The 15,016-nt window shown below is 66.0% G+C and carries 17 protein-coding genes; 11 read left to right on the top strand and 6 right to left on the bottom strand.

What is annotated here, in order from left to right; all coding sequences use genetic code 11:
- Positions 1–36: 36 nt before the first annotated feature.
- Positions 37–426, top strand: coding sequence for a nuclear transport factor 2 family protein (locus ACKY0X_RS00445; protein WP_409427867.1), 390 nt, complete (start codon positions 37–39; stop codon positions 424–426).
- Between the two features lie 16 nt (positions 427–442).
- Here ACKY0X_RS00445 and ACKY0X_RS00440 read toward each other — a convergent pair whose 3' ends face one another.
- Genes ACKY0X_RS00440 through ACKY0X_RS00430 form a run of 3 tightly spaced genes read right to left on the bottom strand, consistent with a single transcriptional unit; the run spans position 443 to position 2,348 of the window.
- Positions 443–838, bottom strand: a complete 396-nt coding sequence (locus ACKY0X_RS00440; protein WP_409427866.1) for a DUF427 domain-containing protein — start codon at positions 836–838, stop codon at positions 443–445.
- Positions 835–1,845, bottom strand: coding sequence for an NAD-dependent epimerase/dehydratase family protein (locus tag ACKY0X_RS00435; RefSeq protein ID WP_409427865.1), 1,011 nt, complete (start codon positions 1,843–1,845; stop codon positions 835–837). The genes ACKY0X_RS00440 and ACKY0X_RS00435 overlap by 4 nt, the downstream gene beginning before the upstream one ends.
- Positions 1,842–2,348, bottom strand: a complete 507-nt coding sequence (locus tag ACKY0X_RS00430) for a nuclear transport factor 2 family protein (RefSeq protein ID WP_064888985.1) — start codon at positions 2,346–2,348, stop codon at positions 1,842–1,844. The genes ACKY0X_RS00435 and ACKY0X_RS00430 overlap by 4 nt, the downstream gene beginning before the upstream one ends.
- Before the next feature lie 132 nt (positions 2,349–2,480).
- Between ACKY0X_RS00430 and ACKY0X_RS00425 the strand changes: the two genes are divergently transcribed.
- From ACKY0X_RS00425 to msrA, 6 genes are read left to right on the top strand one after another with little or no spacing between them, the layout of a single operon-like run.
- Positions 2,481–3,020, top strand: coding sequence for a VOC family protein (locus ACKY0X_RS00425; protein ID WP_024440291.1), 540 nt, complete (start codon positions 2,481–2,483; stop codon positions 3,018–3,020).
- 11 nt (positions 3,021–3,031) lie between these two features.
- Entirely contained in the window at positions 3,032–3,865 is an 834-nt protein-coding gene (locus ACKY0X_RS00420) for an enoyl-CoA hydratase/isomerase family protein (RefSeq protein WP_409427864.1), read from the top strand.
- Positions 3,866–3,870: 5 nt separating this feature from the next.
- Positions 3,871–4,515 (top strand): TetR/AcrR family transcriptional regulator, encoded by a 645-nt coding sequence (locus tag ACKY0X_RS00415; protein WP_409429753.1) that lies wholly within the window; start codon positions 3,871–3,873, stop codon positions 4,513–4,515.
- A gap of 16 nt (positions 4,516–4,531) precedes the next feature.
- The gene (locus tag ACKY0X_RS00410) at positions 4,532–5,644 is read left to right on the top strand and encodes an alpha/beta hydrolase (protein ID WP_065040798.1); all 1,113 of its coding nucleotides are present in this window, start codon (positions 4,532–4,534) and stop codon (positions 5,642–5,644) included.
- On the top strand, positions 5,644–6,819 hold the full coding sequence (locus ACKY0X_RS00405; protein ID WP_409427863.1) for a cytochrome P450: 1,176 nt from the start codon (positions 5,644–5,646) through the stop codon (positions 6,817–6,819). Before ACKY0X_RS00410 ends, ACKY0X_RS00405 begins: the two co-directional genes overlap by 1 nt.
- Positions 6,820–6,836: 17 nt before the next feature.
- Positions 6,837–7,343 (top strand): peptide-methionine (S)-S-oxide reductase MsrA, encoded by a 507-nt coding sequence (gene msrA / locus ACKY0X_RS00400; RefSeq protein ID WP_409427862.1) that lies wholly within the window; start codon positions 6,837–6,839, stop codon positions 7,341–7,343.
- A gap of 6 nt (positions 7,344–7,349) precedes the next feature.
- Here the strand turns inward: msrA and ACKY0X_RS00395 are convergent, their stop codons facing one another.
- Positions 7,350–8,699: a cytochrome P450 gene (locus ACKY0X_RS00395; protein WP_409427861.1), complete on the bottom strand. Its 1,350-nt coding sequence runs from the start codon at positions 8,697–8,699 to the stop codon at positions 7,350–7,352.
- Positions 8,700–8,814: 115 nt separating this feature from the next.
- Between ACKY0X_RS00395 and ACKY0X_RS00390 the strand changes: the two genes are divergently transcribed.
- Positions 8,815–9,417 carry a TetR/AcrR family transcriptional regulator gene (locus ACKY0X_RS00390; RefSeq protein ID WP_065040807.1) on the top strand — a complete coding sequence of 201 codons (603 nt, stop codon included), beginning with the start codon at positions 8,815–8,817 and terminating at the stop codon, positions 9,415–9,417.
- A 1-nt stretch (position 9,418) separates the two neighbouring features.
- Here the strand turns inward: ACKY0X_RS00390 and ACKY0X_RS00385 are convergent, their stop codons facing one another.
- Both ACKY0X_RS00385 and ACKY0X_RS00380 read right to left on the bottom strand, forming a co-directional pair.
- Entirely contained in the window at positions 9,419–10,519 is a 1,101-nt protein-coding gene (locus ACKY0X_RS00385; protein ID WP_409427860.1) for a fatty acid desaturase family protein, read from the bottom strand.
- An 18-nt stretch (positions 10,520–10,537) separates the two neighbouring features.
- Positions 10,538–11,602, bottom strand: coding sequence for a ferredoxin reductase (locus ACKY0X_RS00380; protein ID WP_409427859.1), 1,065 nt, complete (start codon positions 11,600–11,602; stop codon positions 10,538–10,540).
- A gap of 69 nt (positions 11,603–11,671) precedes the next feature.
- Here ACKY0X_RS00380 and ACKY0X_RS00375 point away from each other — a divergent pair, with 69 nt between their 5' ends.
- The 3 genes from ACKY0X_RS00375 to ACKY0X_RS00365 all read left to right on the top strand — a co-directional run bounded on the left by ACKY0X_RS00375 (position 11,672) and on the right by ACKY0X_RS00365 (position 15,013).
- Complete coding sequence (locus tag ACKY0X_RS00375) at positions 11,672–12,397, top strand: TetR family transcriptional regulator (RefSeq protein ID WP_409427858.1); 726 nt, start codon at positions 11,672–11,674, stop codon at positions 12,395–12,397.
- Between the two features lie 3 nt (positions 12,398–12,400).
- Positions 12,401–13,450, top strand: a complete 1,050-nt coding sequence (locus ACKY0X_RS00370) for a DUF4185 domain-containing protein (RefSeq protein WP_409427857.1) — start codon at positions 12,401–12,403, stop codon at positions 13,448–13,450.
- A 162-nt stretch (positions 13,451–13,612) separates the two neighbouring features.
- Positions 13,613–15,013, top strand: coding sequence for an alkaline phosphatase family protein (locus tag ACKY0X_RS00365; RefSeq protein WP_409427856.1), 1,401 nt, complete (start codon positions 13,613–13,615; stop codon positions 15,011–15,013).
- Positions 15,014–15,016: the final 3 nt, after the last annotated feature.

Raw genomic sequence — 15,016 nt, 5'->3', positions numbered from 1 at the left:
GTTGACCGCTCCCCGCCGCCCGGTCACGATGGAGAAATGGCCACCCCGTTCGATGATCCGCAGGCGGAATTGGCGTGGATGTTTCTCCAGGGCATCTGCGGCGACGACGACCTGGACGATATTTTTGCGCTGGTCAGTGACGACTTCACCTGGTGGAGCATCCTGACCCGCCAGGCCGTCGACAAAGACGAGTTGCGCCTGGAAGTCGAACAGCGTCGACTCGGCTTGCGGATCAACCTGGAGCTGGTGCGGTGCATCAACGAACACGAGACCGTGGTGATCGAAGCGCTGGGCGACTGTCACGCCGCCGACGGTTCGCACTATGACAGCCCGCTGGCGTACATCGTCGACACCCGAGACGGCCGGATCGTCTCGGTGCGGGAGTACACCGACACCCGGTTCGCCGGGCAACTGTTGGGGCTCTAGGAACCTCTGGCGCGACTTACGCTTCAGCGACGCTGATGTCGGCTTTGTCGGGGTAGAACGCGACGTACCCGGCGATCGGCGCAACCGCCGCAAACGGCTGCTCGTAGGTCCAGATCGCGTCGGCGATCGTCTGGCCGGCCGCGGTGGTGACGCTGTAATAGGCGGCATCGCCCTTGAACGGACAATAGCTGGTGGTCTGGGTGCGAGTCAGCAGATCGGTCTTGACATCGGACAGCGGAATGTACTGCACTGCAGGGTGATTCGATTCCTGCAGGGTGAGCGCGTTGGCGCTGTCGGCGATGATCTCGCCGCCGATCCGCACGGTGACCTGCCGCCCGGTCGGGGTCACGGTGATCGGGTATTCGTCAGTCGGGATGTGTACCGGTCGTCTGCCTGAATTTCCGTGTGTCATGCCGGCGAACCTCGCTTCTTGGCGTTGCGCAGTTTCATCCAGAAACGCGCCGCCTCCCGAATCGATTCCTCAACCGGTCGGGGCTGCCAGCCGAGCTCGCGCACCGCTTTGCTGTGATCGACCGGGGCTTCGGCACGCATCATCTGCACCGACTTCAGGCTCAGCTCGGCATCCTTACCGGTCAGGCTCGCCCGCAGGCTGCCGAGTGCGCCCAGCGCATACAGCGCCGGCACCGAGATCGAACGCGACGGCGCCGGCATTCCCGCTTCGTCGGCCGCGATCTTGACCACGTCCTCAAGCTGGATCAACCGCTCGGAGATCAGGTAGCGCTGGCCGTTGCGTCCACGCTCGGCGGCCAGGATCATCGCGCGGGCGGCGTCGTCGACCCCGACCACTTCCAGCTCGATCCCCTTCATCAGGAACGGCAGCTTGCCGAACGCCGCTCCCGCGATGAACGCTCCGTGCGGGGTCCGACCCCAGTCGCCGTCTCCGTAGGTGGTAGACACGCACATCGCGACCGCCGGCAGGCCGGCTTCGGCGCTGCGCAGCACCAGCTCTTCGGCCTGCACCCGGGACTGGACGTAGGGCGTCAGCCCGCGCGGGTTGATGATGTCGTCCTCGTTGGCGACGTGACCGCGGCGCCGACCGACAGCGGCGTAACTACTGGTGAACACGAATCTGCGCAGGTCGGCTTCTTTGGCAACGGCCAGAACATTGCGGGTGCCCTCGACGTTGGTGCGGAACAGCGGGCTCGGGTCGCGCAGCCAGGCGCGGGTGTCCACGACGCAGTAGTAGACGTCGTCGCAGCCGGCCATCGCCTCGGCCAGGGTGGCCGAATCGAAGATGTCGCCGTGGAACCGCGTGACGTCGAGGTGGTCGATGGCGATGGTGTTGGCGCTCGGGCGCACCATCACCCGTACGTCTTCTCCGGCGTCGACGAGCAGGCGGGTGACGTGCGATCCCAGGAACCCGTTGGCTCCGATGACAAGCTTGGGCTTGCGGCTCATGCGTTTCCTCCGAACTGCTTCATCCAGGCGGCCGCTTCGTCGTCTAGGGTGCCGAGTTCCTGGGCTTTGCGGCACCATTTCATGCTCGCGGCGACGAAGCGCAGCGGGTTGTAGATGTCCTCTTGGCGGGACCATAGGCCGTCGCCTGCATAGGTGACGATCGAGATGTTGGTGGCGCTGATGATGGTGCCGTCGCCGGGGTCGCGCATGGGGTTGTCCAGTTCGCAGATGATGCGCCCGCCGTCCTCGTCGATGACGGTCCACAGGGCCGGGAACTCGGTCATGTAGCTGCCCGGGAAGGTCGACATGGTCTTGCGGATCCAGCTGCGCACCTCGTCGCGGCCGTGCATGGTGCCCATCGCGTGCTCGACGTACTCGACGTCGGGGGTGTAGTGCGCTACCCAGGCATCCCAGTCCTGGGTCTCGGCGGCGCGAGCGACGGTCTGCTCGAACACATCGAATGCGGCCGCGAGTTCTGCGCGGCTGAACTGCGGTTTCGTCATGCCAAGAACTAGAACACGTTCTAGCGAGGTTGTCGAGGGTCCGCGGCCAGAATCGAATCTGGGTTTATATTCGAGACAGTGCTACGGTGACGCCGTCGGCCCACCGCGGGCCGTGAGGAGGTTCGGCAGCCAGTGACGTCCCCCAAGCCCACCGTCGGCCTGCACCACGCCGCGTACGCCTGCGCCGACCTGGAGGCCACGAACCACTTCTACGAAGACCTGCTGGGATTGCCGCTGGTGCACACCGAAGTCGAGCACCTGCAAGAAGGCTTCTTCCGGCATGTCTTCTACGACCTCGGTGACGGCTCGTGCATCGCGTTCTTCGACCTGCACGGCGTCGGGGAGAAGCCCGACTGGTCCAGCTCGTTGTCACGCCCGAACGGACTGCCGGTCTGGGTGAACCACTTCGCGTTCCGGGCCACCGAAGAGAAGCAGAACGAAGTCCGGGCGCGGATGGACGCCGCCGGCATCAAGGCACTGATGGACGTCGACCACGGCTGGTGCCACTCGCTGTACTACCTGGACCCCAACGGCATCATGATCGAGCTGTGCCGCGACACCCCCGGGTTCGAACCCGACCCGGAGCAGGCACACAAGTTGCTGAACAGCACCGAGCGGGCCGCTGACCCCAAGGTGGTCACGTCGAAGACGACCACCACCCAGCTCGGCTGAGCCGGCCGAGCATGGCGCTCGATTCGCTGACGTCGCTCACCGTCACCGACGACGGACCGGTGGCCCGGGTGTGCATCAGCCACGGCGAGATCAACCTGATGGACGCCACCATGATGGGTGACCTGTGGCGACTGGTGAATTGGCTACGGTCACCCGCCGGCCGCGACATCCGGGTGGTGGTTCTGGAAAGCGCCAACCCCGAGTTCTTCATCGCCCATGTCGATCTCGCGCTGCTGGCTGCCTCGGTCGAGAACACCGAGGCCGCCTGCGGTTCCTTCCAGGATCTGGTCGGTGCCTTCCGGGCGCTGGACCAGGTCACCATCGGGGTGGTCGCCGGGCGGGTCGCCGGCGGTGGGATGGAACTACTGGTCAACCTCGACCTGCGGTTTGCGGTCACCGGCCGGGCGCTCTTTAACCAGGTCGAGACCGGAATCGGGGTCATCCCGGCCGGCTCGGGTCCGCAGCACCTGCTTCAGCTGCTGGGGCGGGGTCGGGCGCTGGAGGTCATCCTCGGCCACGACGACCTCGATGCGGGCCTCGCCGAGCGCTACGGACTGGTCAACCGGGCGTTGGACGCGGACGCCGTCGGTCCCTTCCTGGACCGGCTGGTGCAGCGCATCGCCTCGGTACCCCTGGCCGACATCGCCGACGTCAAGGCCACCCTGGCCGCCCCGGACGTCGCCGCGGGGCTAGCCGTGGAGCGCTCCGCGTTCGCCCGGATGCTGGCCCGCGGTGCGGCGCTGCCGAAGATGCAACGTTTCCTAGCCGCAGGCGGCCAGACGCCCGAGGGCGAACGCCGACTGGCCGAGCTGGTCGCCGACCTAGAGCAGACGGAACCGGCGTGACACCCATGGACGGCGAGGCCGCGGACGGGTCGGCCGCCCGCCCCACCATCCGGGGCCGCGACACCCAGGCTCGCCTGGAACGGGCGGCCCGGGAGGTGATCGCCCGCAAGGGTTTTTTCAAGACGACGATCACCGACATCACCTCTGCCGCCAAACGCTCGCCGGCGTCGTTCTACCACTACTTCGGATCCAAGGAAGAATTGCTCGCGTCGCTGGCCGAGGACTTTCGGGCGATGGCCCGCAGCCGTGCGGTGCAGGCCTTGCACCCGGGCCAGGATCTGCACGCGATCATCCAAGAATCGGTGCGCGCGCACTGGGACACCTACCGCGAACACCTCGGGGTCATGGTCGGGGTGTTCCAGCTGGCGATGATTGACGACGCGTTCGCCCAGCGCTGGCGAGAGATGTGCGCCGACGCCATCGACTGGGTGGCACAGACGGTGCGAATGGCGCAGCGCAAGGGCTATGCGACCGACGCCGACCCGGAACTGGTCGGGTCGGCCATCGTCGCCATGCTCAACCACTTCACCTATGTCTGGCTGGTGGCAGGCGGCGATGTCGCCGGCCGCGAACTCGACGAAGAAGCAGCAATCAAGACGCTCACTGACACCTGGTATCGCTCAGTGAGCTGGCGCGATCAAGATTCATGATCAAAGGAGTAACGCAGTGGCAGTAACCCGCGAATTCGTTTCGCTCACTTCGGCATCGGCGGGCGTGAACCCCGCCGGTTATCACCCGGCCCAGGGGCTGTATTGGACTCCAGCCGGCGTTAAGCCGAAGGTGGCGGTGATCGCCAGCCACTACAACGTGGACTTCGCCGAGCACTACCTGGCGCCGCTCATTGCCGAACGCGGCTACGGCTTCTTGGGTTGGAACACCCGGTACCGCAGCGGCGAGTCGTTGTTCCTGCTTGAGCACGCACTGCTCGATATCGCCGCCGGCGTGCAGTGGCTGCGCGAACAAGCCGGCGTCGAGACGATCGTCTTACTCGGCAACTCGGGCGGTGGATCCCTGATGGCCGCCTACCAGTCTCAGTCCGTGGACCCGCACATCACAGGAGTCGGCGGAGGCCCGGTGCCTGATGCGGTCAATGCGCTGCCGCCCGGCGACCTCTACGTGTCCACCCAGGCCCACGCCGGGCGCCCTGAGGTACTGACCGCGTGGATCGACCCATCGGTGACCGACGAGACCGACCCGCTGTCGTGTGACCCGACTCTGGACATGTACGCCGAGCAGAACACGCCGCCCTACACCCCGGAATTCATCGCCCGCTACCGCCAGGCCCAGCGCGACCGCAATGACCGGATCACCGCGTGGGCGCAGGCAGAACTGAAGCGGCTCAAGGCCGGCGGCACCTACGACCGCTCCTTCTCAGTACACCGGGTGTGGGCCGACCCGCGCTACCTCGACGCGTCGCTCGACCCGTCGGACCGTCCGCTGAACTCGTGCTACCTGGGTGATCCGCGGCGCGCCAACCGTGCGCCGTACAACATCGCCGCGCACTGCACGCTGCGGACCTGGTTGTCCATGTGGAGCCTGCAGACGTCGTTCTGTCAGGGCGCACCGCACCTGGGCCGGATCACGTTGCCCTCGTTGGTGATCCAGGGCACCGCGGACACCGGTGTCTTCCCCAGCGATGCGCACCATATCCACGACTCGCTGGCCAGTACCGACAAGCAGCTGCATTTCATCCCCGGCGACCACTACCTGGAGCAGCCGACGGACAGCCGCACGATCTGCGCGGATCTGGTGGCGTCCTGGATCGCTGAACGCACCTGATGGGCACGCTCGACTTCGACTTCCGCGACCCGGAGCTGCACGTCGATCCGTTGACGTATCAGCGGCGGTTCGCCGAAGCCGAGCCGGTGCACCGCAACAGCCAGGGGCTGTGGGTGCTGACCCGCTACGCCGACGTGCTGGCGATGCTGCGCGACGAGCGGGTCAGCACCGATCGGCGAAACCTGTACCGCAACAAGCTAGATCCGGGCCGCCCGTATCTGACCCACGTGGAACATAACCTGTTCTACCGCTCCGGTGATGATCACCGCCGGCTGCGGGCCCCGCTGTCGCGGGCGTTCACGCCGCGGGCACTGGCCTCCTTCGAGGCCGAAGTCGCTTCCCGGGCCCGGTCTTTGGCGGCGGGACTGGACCCAGCAGGCTTCGACCTGGTGGCCGAGTTCGCCAAGCCATTGCCGCTGGGGGCGATCGCCACGCTGCTGGGGGTGCCCGACAGCGAACTGGACAACCTGGCGACCTGGTCGATGGCGCTGATCGGGGCTTTGGAACCGGCAGCATCTCGGACCGCGTTCGCTGCCGCGGACGAAGCCGCCGCGGGAATGAAGGCTCTGCTCGCCGATCTGCTGGTGCTACGCCGCGCCGATCCCGGCCATGACCTGCTGTCGGTGGTGGCCACCAGCGGACTGCCGGTGTCGGACGACGAGCTGCTGCACAACGCCATCTTCTTACTGTCGGCCGGGCACGACACCACCACGGCCGTGCTGACCGGAGCGGCCGCATTGCTGATCGAGCAGCGCGGGCAACGCGGCCTGCTGGCCGACTCCCCGCATGCCGTTGACGAACTGGTCCGGATGATCAGCCCGGCCCTGATGATCTCCCGGGTGGCCAGCGCCCCGATCGAAGTCGGTGACGGGAAGAACACCGTGATCGACACCGGTGCCCCGATCCTGCTCGGGTTGGCGGCCGCCAACCGGGACCCGGCGGTATTCCCCGACCCCGACCGCCTCGACCTGGCCCGGTCGCAGACCGGCCACCTGGGATTCGGGTTCGGTCCGCATGTCTGCCTGGGCGCGCCGTTGGCCCGCATGCAGATCCGGTTGGGACTACTCGCCCTGTTCGACCGGTTCCCCGAGTTGACGGAGCAGGCGCCGCCGCACCGGGAGCCGAGCGCCGTGCTGACCAGCTATCGTTCCTATCCGCTGGCGGGCCACGGCTAGCTGCGGATAATCGGGGCATGACCAATTTCCAGAGAGCGATCCTGGCCGGCGGCTGCTTCTGGGGCATGCAGGACCTGATCCGCAAGCAGCCCGGCGTGGTGAGCACCCGGGTCGGCTACACCGGCGACCCCAATGTCCCGAATGCCACCTACCGCAATCACGGCAACCATGCCGAAGCCATCGAGATCACCTACGACCCCGCGGCGACCGACTACCGCAGCCTGCTGGAGTTCTTCTTCGCCATCCACGATCCGACCACGCCTAACCGACAGGGCAATGACGTCGGCACCAGTTACCGCTCGGCGATCTTCTACCTCGACGACGAGCAGCGCCAGATCGCGCTGGACACCATCGCCGACGTGGAGGCCTCCGGCCGCTGGCCGGGCAAGGTGGTGACCGAGGTCAGCCCCGCCGGGGATTTCTGGGAGGCCGAACCGGAGCATCAGGATTACCTGGAGCGGTTCCCGGGCGGTTACACCTGCCACTACATCCGGCCGAACTGGCAGCTGCAGCCGCAACGCTAGCCGGGGTCAGTCCCGGCGTCGCACCGTGATCCGACCGCCCTTCTTGGGCGTGAAGGCCACGCCGCGGGAGTGGTACTTCTCTCCGGGCGCTGTGGTGGGCTCGATGGTCAAGCGCTCCAACACCGTCCGCAACACCACGTCCATCTCCAGGTTGGCGAAGGTCGAGCCCGGGCAGCGCCGGGTGCCACCGCCGTACGGCATCCACTCGAACGCCGACGGGCTGCCGTTGATGTAGCGCTTGGGGTCGAACCCCTGTGAATCATCGAACGCGGCGGCATTCTGGTGGACCTGGTTGATTGCGACGATCACCGAGTAGCCGCGCGGAATCACCCACTCTCCGACCTGGATGCTGGGCGCGTAGACATGCCGTCCGGAGAAGTCGATCACGGTGCGCACCCGCTGCACTTCGCGAATCGTGGCGCGCCGCAACGTGTTTCCACCTGCGTCCGCTTCGGCGGTCAGTTCGTCGAGCAGTTGCGGGTAGCGGCTCAGTCGCTCGAAGACCCAGGCCATGGTCGATGCCGTGGTCTCATGGCCGGCAGCCAGCAGGGTCAGCAGCTCGTCGCCGATCTCCTGGCGGTTCATGGTCGTACCGTCCTCGTGGTTGCTACGCAGCAGCAGGGTCAGCACGTCGGATCGGTTCTCGAAATCAGGGTCGGCTCGAACATCGGCGATCAGCTTGTCCAGGATGACGTCGTAGTGAGCACGCCATGTCTCCAGTCGGCCCCACGGGGTGAACCGACCGTACCGGCGAATCGGAATCGGCAAGGCCGCCAGCCGAGCGCCCAGCGTCACCCACTTGGGCAGGAGCGCCCGCAGCTGATCCAGCTCAGCGCCTTCGGCTCCGAAGATGGTCCGCAGGATGACGTTCAGGGTGATCCGGTTCATCGGACCGAAGGTCTCGAAGGGCTTTCCGGTTGGCCAGCCGGCGATCTCGCGCAGGGTCTCCTCGACGATGATCTGCTCGTAGGCGCGCACGCTCTTGCCGTGGAACGGTGGGCTCAGCAAGTTGCGCCGGCGCCGGTGCGCCGCGCCGTCGAGCGCGAACACCGAACCCGAGCCGAGTACCCGAGACAGGTTGGGCTGGATGTTGCCCAGATCTTCGGGGTTGGTCAGCATCACCTGCCGGACCAGGTCGGGGTCGGTGACGATGACGGTCGGCCCGAACAGCGGGACCTCGACGGTGAAGGCGGGACCGTACTTAGCTGTCAGGCGTTGCAGCACCCGGCGCCGGGACAGGATGAACAGCACACCCGCGATCAACTTGAACCCCCGCGCACCGGGCGGCAAGTTGATCGCCGGTGAATCCGGGGTTTCGACGGTGTCCGCGGCCGTGTTGGCCATCGTGTGGGTCATGCGACGCCTCCCGACATGAGATTTGGTACCGATGCGTACCAATGCTTGCGAGACACGGTACTCTGAAGTACCAACGAGTGGCAAGGCTCACGCGCAGGGAGGTGCGGCGATGACAATGCCTGCAGTCGATACCCCGGCGGCCAACGCTGCCGACCCCTACCGGCACCGGTTGCTCGACGGGCTGGCCGATTCGATCGCCGAGCGCGGATACCGGGCCAGCACCGTCGCCGAGATTGTGCGCGCGGCCCGCACCTCCAAACGCACCTTCTATGACCACTTCGCCAGCAAGGAAGAGTGCTTCCTGGAACTGCTGCTGGTGGACAACGAGGAGTTGGCGCTGCGAATCCGGGCCGAGGTGGATCCCCAGGCCGATTGGCAGGTCCAGATCCGCCAGGCGGTACAGGCCTACGTCGACCAGATTCGGGCTCGCCCGGCCATCACGCTGAGCTGGATTCGCGACATGCCGTCACTGGGCGAGGTGGCCCGGCCGGCCCAGCGTCGCGGCCTGGAGCTGATGTCGAACCTGCTGATCGAACTCAGCGGCAGTCCCGGGTTTCGCCGCGCGAATCTGCCGGCGCTGAGTCCGGCGCTGGCGGTGATTTTGCTGGGCGGCCTGCGCGAGCTGACTGCGCTGGCCGTCGAAGACGGCAAAGACATCGGCGTCATCACCGAGCCGGCCATCGACGCCTCGATCGCGCTGCTGGGCCCGCGGGCCTGACTCAGTTCCAGGGCAACGCCAGTTTGCAGATCTTGCGCACCACACTGCCGAACTGCTTGAGCAGCGGGCCGGTGTTGTACGGGACGCCGTAACGCTCGCAGATCTCGCGCACCTGCGGGGCGATCTCGGCGTAGCGGTGGGCCGGCAGATCGGGGAACAGGTGGTGCTCCACCTGGAACGACAGGTTCCCGCTGAAGATGTGGAACCACTTGCCGCCGGTCAGGTTCGCCGAGCCGAGGATCTGGCGGTAGTACCACATGCCGCGGGACTCGTTCTCGGTCTCCTCGATAGTGAATTCCTGTGTGCCGTCAGGGAAATGTCCGCAGAAGATGATCGTGTAGGACCACACGTTGCGCATCAGGTTGGCGGTCATGTTGCCGGCGAACACCAGTGGTGCGAACGGTCCGGACAGCAGCGGAAAGGCGACATAGTCCTTGAGGGTCTGCCGACGCACCTTCTGCCAGGTCTCAAGCAGCATCTCCTTCTTGTCGGCGAAACCGATCTCGCCGGCCCGGATGCGCTCGGTCTCCAGCTCGTGCACCGCCACGCCGTACTGGAACAGCACCATCAGCAGGAAGGCGTAGAGCGGGTTGCCCAAGAAATAGGGCTCCCAGGGCTGCTTGTCGCTCATCCGCAGGATGCCGTAGCCCACATCGCGGTCCATGCCAACGATGTTGGTGTGGGTGTGGTGCATGTAGTTGTGCGAGTGCCGCCACTGGTCGCCCGGGCAGGCGTTGTCCCATTCGAAATCCTTGCCGTACAACGCCGGTTCGCCCATCCAGTCGTACTGGCCGTGCATGACGTTGTGGCCGATCTCCATGTTGTCGAGGATCTTCGACAACCCCAGCATCACCGTGCCGGCCAGCCAGGCCGGCGGGATGATGCCCAAGAACAGCAGGGCGCGACCACCGACCTCCAAGGTGCGCTGCGCCTTGATGATTCGATGGATGTAGTCGGCGTCGCGCTCGCCGAGGTCGTCGAGGACGCGCTGGCGCAGGGCATCGAGTTCGGCGCCGAAGGCGTCGAGGTTTGCCGGCAGGTCCGATCGCTTGAGCACCTGGGGCTGCTCGGTCTGCGGCTGCTCGAGGACTGACTGCGTCATGGTTGACTCCTTCGTTTTCTACAGATCGATTTCGACGTCGCCGACGGGCACTGACACGCAGATCTGGATGTCTTCGCTCTCGGCGGTGGAGATAGCGCCGGTGATCAGGTTTCGCACCGCACCACCGGTTTTGCGGCAGGTGCAGCTGTGGCAGATGCCCATCCGGCATCCGCTTACCGGTTGCAGGCCCGCGGCTTCGGCTTGCTCCAGCAGGGTCCGGCCGTCGTCGACCACCGAGACGGTGCTGCCGAGGAAGCTGACCTGCCCACCGGACGGGTTGGCCGGAACCGTGAAGACCGGGGGCACGAAGCTTTCTGAGATCGCGTCGGGGCACTGTTCTCGCACCGCCGCCACCAGGGCCGGCGGCCCGCACACGTACACCGCGTCGGGGTTGGGCATGGCGGCCTCAAGATGCTCGGCACTGAAGTAGCCCTGCAGGTCGCCGTCGTTGGGTGTGCGGGTGTAGCCGTGCAGCACCTGCACTCGCGGCATGGCGGCGAGCTCGTCGTGGTAGCAGGCCTCTTCGCGGCTGCGGGCGTAGTGGATGAAGCTCACCCGGCCCGCATATTGCTCGGCTTGCAGGGTGCGCAGCATCGACATCACCGGGGTGATACCGCTGCCACCGGAGATCAGCAGAATGCGGCGCGGCCGGATCGCGGGGAGCACGAAATCGCCGCCGATCTTCTCCAGTCCGACGACCATGCCGGGCCGGGCGTTGCGGTACAGGTGCTCGGAGACCAGGCCCCCGTCGTGGCGGCCGATGGTGAGCTCGATAAGTCGTTGTCCTTCGGCGCTGGCCGGCGAATAGCACCGGGTGCGCCGGCGCCCGTCGATGTCGACGGACAGGTTGACGTGTTGGCCAGCTCGGAAACGGGGCAAGCAGCCGAACGCGTCGTTGGGTTCGAGGATCAGGGTCACGCTGCGCGGGGTGGAGCGCCGGACTGCGACGACCCGGGCACGGGCGTCGTTGCGGGTCCACGTCGGCGACACCAGCTCGGTGTAGCGGTCGACCCCGTGCGGACCGGTGAGCAGATCGACCAGGCTGGAACCCAGTACCCGCCGCGTCAAAGTTTGAGTGAACATATGTACACAGTGAACACTTGTTCACGACGAGTCAAGGGCTATTTACCCGCTGTGTTACGCTTCACAACAGTGAACAGTCGTACGCCGAATTTACGGTCGGGGCGCACGCGGCCAGCTCGGCCGGAACGGCCTCCCCGTGTCACCCGTCCCGAACGCACGCCCCGCCCAGAACGGCCGGAGCGCGTTTCGCGCGAGGAACGCAAGGAAGCCACCCGTCGAGCGATCATCAACGCGGCGCTCACCCTGCTGGACGAACGCAGTTTCAGCGCACTGAGCCTGCGCGAGGTGACGCGCGCCGCCCACATCGTGCCGGCCGCCTTCTACCGGCATTTCGAGTCGATGGACGCCCTGGGCCTGGTGCTGATCGACGAATCGTTCCGGGCACTGCGCGAGACGCTGCGCGACGCCCGGACCGGTGGGGTGGACCCCAGTCGAGTCATCGAGTCCTCGGTCGAAGTCCTGGTCGACAGCGTTGCCTCCCGCCACGAGTACTGGCGATTCATCAATCGGGAACGCTTCAGCGGGATGACCGTGCTGCGCTATGCGATCCGCACCGAGATCCGGCTGATCACTTCCGAGCTGGCCACGGATCTGGCGCGTTTCCCCGCGTTCAATGCCTGGAGCGCCGAGGATCTCAACGTCCTGGCGGGATTGTTCGTCAACGCGATGATCGTCACCGCGGAGGCCATCGAGGACGCCCCCGATGCCGAGACCCTCGCCGAGATCAAACACGTTGCCGTCAAACAACTCCGGATGATCGCGGTCGCCGCAGGCGGCTGGCGTAGCAAGCCTTGAGCGGTGGCCCCCGCCGCACGGAACACCCCCGGGAAGCTGGCCGACATCACCGGTCCAGGTATCACCGATCGGTGGGGCGTGACGTGCGCGGACCTGGGCGCCTCGGTACTGGCTCCTGACGGCACCCTGGTGTCGGTGTTCGGCGACACCTTCGCCGGCGAGCGGGTCGGCCAGGGTGATTGGCGATCCCCGGTGATCCTGATCGGCACCGGCGACGCCACCCACCGGGTGCGCTACCAGCGAGCCGGCGGCCCCGATGCGCACTACGCCCGCCAACTGTGGCACTACCGACACCGCCAACCGGCCTCACGGCTGGACCGCAACGCCATCAGCACCGTAATCCCGTCGGATCTGCTGCGGGTAGAACAGATGCTCTACCTGCACGCGATCGTCAACCGCGGATTCGGCAAGGTGGCGTGGACCGAGATCTGGCAATCGGCCGACAACGGAATCACCTGGCACAGCATCGGGGCGCGGTTCCCCGCGCGACTTCATGGCGGGTACGCCCAATGCTGGTCCTGGGACTACGACCCCGAGGACGGTTGGGTGTATGTGGTCTCGACCGGATTCCAGCGCGACAAAGGCGTCATCCTGCGGAGGGTGCGTCCCGCCCACCTCGGAGATCCGAGCAAATACTCGGGCTGGGGCTACCGCGGCGAGCGCCGGGCCTGGGGCCAAGTCCCGATGCCCATCACCCCGCCTAGCGAGACGTGGGGCGAGCTGTCGCTGCGACGGCTGGCGCCCGGAACCTGGGTACTGGGCGGGTTCGTATCGTCGCGCTACGCGCTGGGTTACCGAGTGCTGAAGTCCCCCACCGCCGAACTGACCGGGACACCGCTGCAGCGCCCGCTGGTTGGGAGCGGTTGGGACGACGAGGATCACGCACGCGGCCGAGTCGCCCAGCTCTACGGCGGCTATGTGCTGCCCGGTTCCCGGGTGGATCGCACCGGCGGGGTGGGTCTGATGGTGTCGCAGTGGAACACCGCGCACGGCTGGCCATACCGGGTGATGCAGTTTCGCGCGACGTTGCGCAGTGGCGAGGAAATTCTCTAGTCCAGAGCCGCTATTGGCGCCGCACCTGGACGGTTAACCGAGATTCCTCAGTAACTTTCTGGGTAAATGAGCGAGACAAGGCATAAAGCTGAGTTTTTCCTGGGGAACAGCTGCTAGGCTTCCGCCCATTGGTCCGAGTAACTCCGGCGAGGGATATCGATCGTGACGAAGGTGAAGCAGTTTCTATGCGGTGTGACCGTCGCCGGCCTGGTTGCCGGAACGGGAGCGGCAGTAGGCACGCAGGTGGGCCTGTCGGCAGTGACCGCCGACTGGATGCTGACCGCTGAGCACGTGCTGCTGATCGGCCTCGACGGCGTCAACCTCGCCAAGGTCCTGGAATACGCCTACAACGACGACAGCGGGTTCAAGACCGCGATGGACCAGGGCATCACCGGGACCGCAAGTCTGACCAACCACACCACACTCTCCGGGCCGTCGTGGTCGACGATCCTCACCGGCGTGTGGGACGACAAGCACGGGGTCTACAACAACCTCTTCCGGCCCGAGCCTTACAACGCGTGGCCGTCGGTGTTCAACCTGATCGAGTACCACAAGCCGGAGGTCGACACCACGATCATCAGCAACTGGGAGTACCTCAACCAGTTGGCCGACGCCGGCAATTACCCGGTCGACAACAACATCTTCGTCCCGGCCGGGGAGAGTCCCGCCGACAGCGACGAGCTGGTCACCGCGCTCACCATCGCCCAGATCCTCGGCACCGCGGACAACCCCGATGACATCTCGAGTTTCCTGTTCTCCTACCAGTCGCAAGGCGACCACGCCGGGCACTCGTTCGCCAGCGGCTCGGACGAATACATGCAGGCCATCATCAACCTTGGGGCCAACATCCAACAGATCCTGGCCGCGATCGCTCAGGTGCAGGCGATCACCGGGGACGACTGGTCGATCATCGTCACCACCGATCACGGCCACCAGCAGACGGTGACCCTGCCCGGTCTCAGCATCGGCCACGGCTTCCAATCGCCCAATGAGACGACGTCGTTCGTCATCTTCGATCAGGCCGGCGATCACGCTACCGACGGCAGCCAGAACCTGAACTACTCGATCGCCGACATCACCCCGACGATCTTGTCGCTGTTCGGCATCCCGTTGCGCTCGGACTTCGACGGTGTCTCCATGGCGTTCGACCCGACCGTCCTGAACGGCCTTGTCACGCCCGTCGACCTCAAGCAGGCGCTCACCGACGCCATCGCGATGTACGGCTATCCGAACATCGGCAACGACATCACGCTGGCCATCCGGACTCTGGCCGGGTCCGTGCCGTATTTCCTCGACAAGTTTGTAACCCAGATCGACACATTCCTGCAGTCGATCGCCGACCAGGACATCTTCCTGATCAGCGGACTGGCCCAATTCGCCCAGCAGATCAACGATTTCTTCGGCGGTCTGACGGTGGACGTGACCAACACGCTGGCCATGGGAATCACGCATCTGCTCGGGTCGGGCGGAATCGCGCCCGAGGATGCGCCACTGCCGCTGCCGGGCAGCGCCGAGTTCTCCGACCTGTCTGCGCTGCTCGACATCGAGGCCCTGCTGGGCTGATCC

Origin of the sequence: Mycobacterium sp. SMC-11 (assembly GCF_046250095.1) — a bacterium.
Taxonomy (GTDB): Bacteria; Actinomycetota; Actinomycetes; order Mycobacteriales; family Mycobacteriaceae; genus Mycobacterium; species Mycobacterium heraklionense_A.
The sequence above is the reverse complement of the archived record's forward strand: the minus strand, read 5'-3'. Positions and strand labels throughout refer to the sequence as shown.

Coding starts and splice junctions, on each gene's coding strand:
- ACKY0X_RS00445 (WP_409427867.1), top strand. CDS start 37: ATGGCCACCCCGTTCGATGATCCGCAGGCGGAATTGGCGTGGATGTTT.
- ACKY0X_RS00440 (WP_409427866.1), bottom strand. CDS start 838: ATGACACACGGAAATTCAGGCAGACGACCGGTACACATCCCGACTGAC.
- ACKY0X_RS00435 (WP_409427865.1), bottom strand. CDS start 1,845: ATGAGCCGCAAGCCCAAGCTTGTCATCGGAGCCAACGGGTTCCTGGGA.
- ACKY0X_RS00430 (WP_064888985.1), bottom strand. CDS start 2,348: ATGACGAAACCGCAGTTCAGCCGCGCAGAACTCGCGGCCGCATTCGAT.
- ACKY0X_RS00420 (WP_409427864.1), top strand. CDS start 3,032: ATGGCGCTCGATTCGCTGACGTCGCTCACCGTCACCGACGACGGACCG.
- ACKY0X_RS00415 (WP_409429753.1), top strand. CDS start 3,871: ATGGACGGCGAGGCCGCGGACGGGTCGGCCGCCCGCCCCACCATCCGG.
- ACKY0X_RS00405 (WP_409427863.1), top strand. CDS start 5,644: ATGGGCACGCTCGACTTCGACTTCCGCGACCCGGAGCTGCACGTCGAT.
- msrA (WP_409427862.1), top strand. CDS start 6,837: ATGACCAATTTCCAGAGAGCGATCCTGGCCGGCGGCTGCTTCTGGGGC.
- ACKY0X_RS00395 (WP_409427861.1), bottom strand. CDS start 8,699: ATGACCCACACGATGGCCAACACGGCCGCGGACACCGTCGAAACCCCG.
- ACKY0X_RS00390 (WP_065040807.1), top strand. CDS start 8,815: ATGCCTGCAGTCGATACCCCGGCGGCCAACGCTGCCGACCCCTACCGG.
- ACKY0X_RS00385 (WP_409427860.1), bottom strand. CDS start 10,519: ATGACGCAGTCAGTCCTCGAGCAGCCGCAGACCGAGCAGCCCCAGGTG.
- ACKY0X_RS00380 (WP_409427859.1), bottom strand. CDS start 11,602: ATGTTCACTCAAACTTTGACGCGGCGGGTACTGGGTTCCAGCCTGGTC.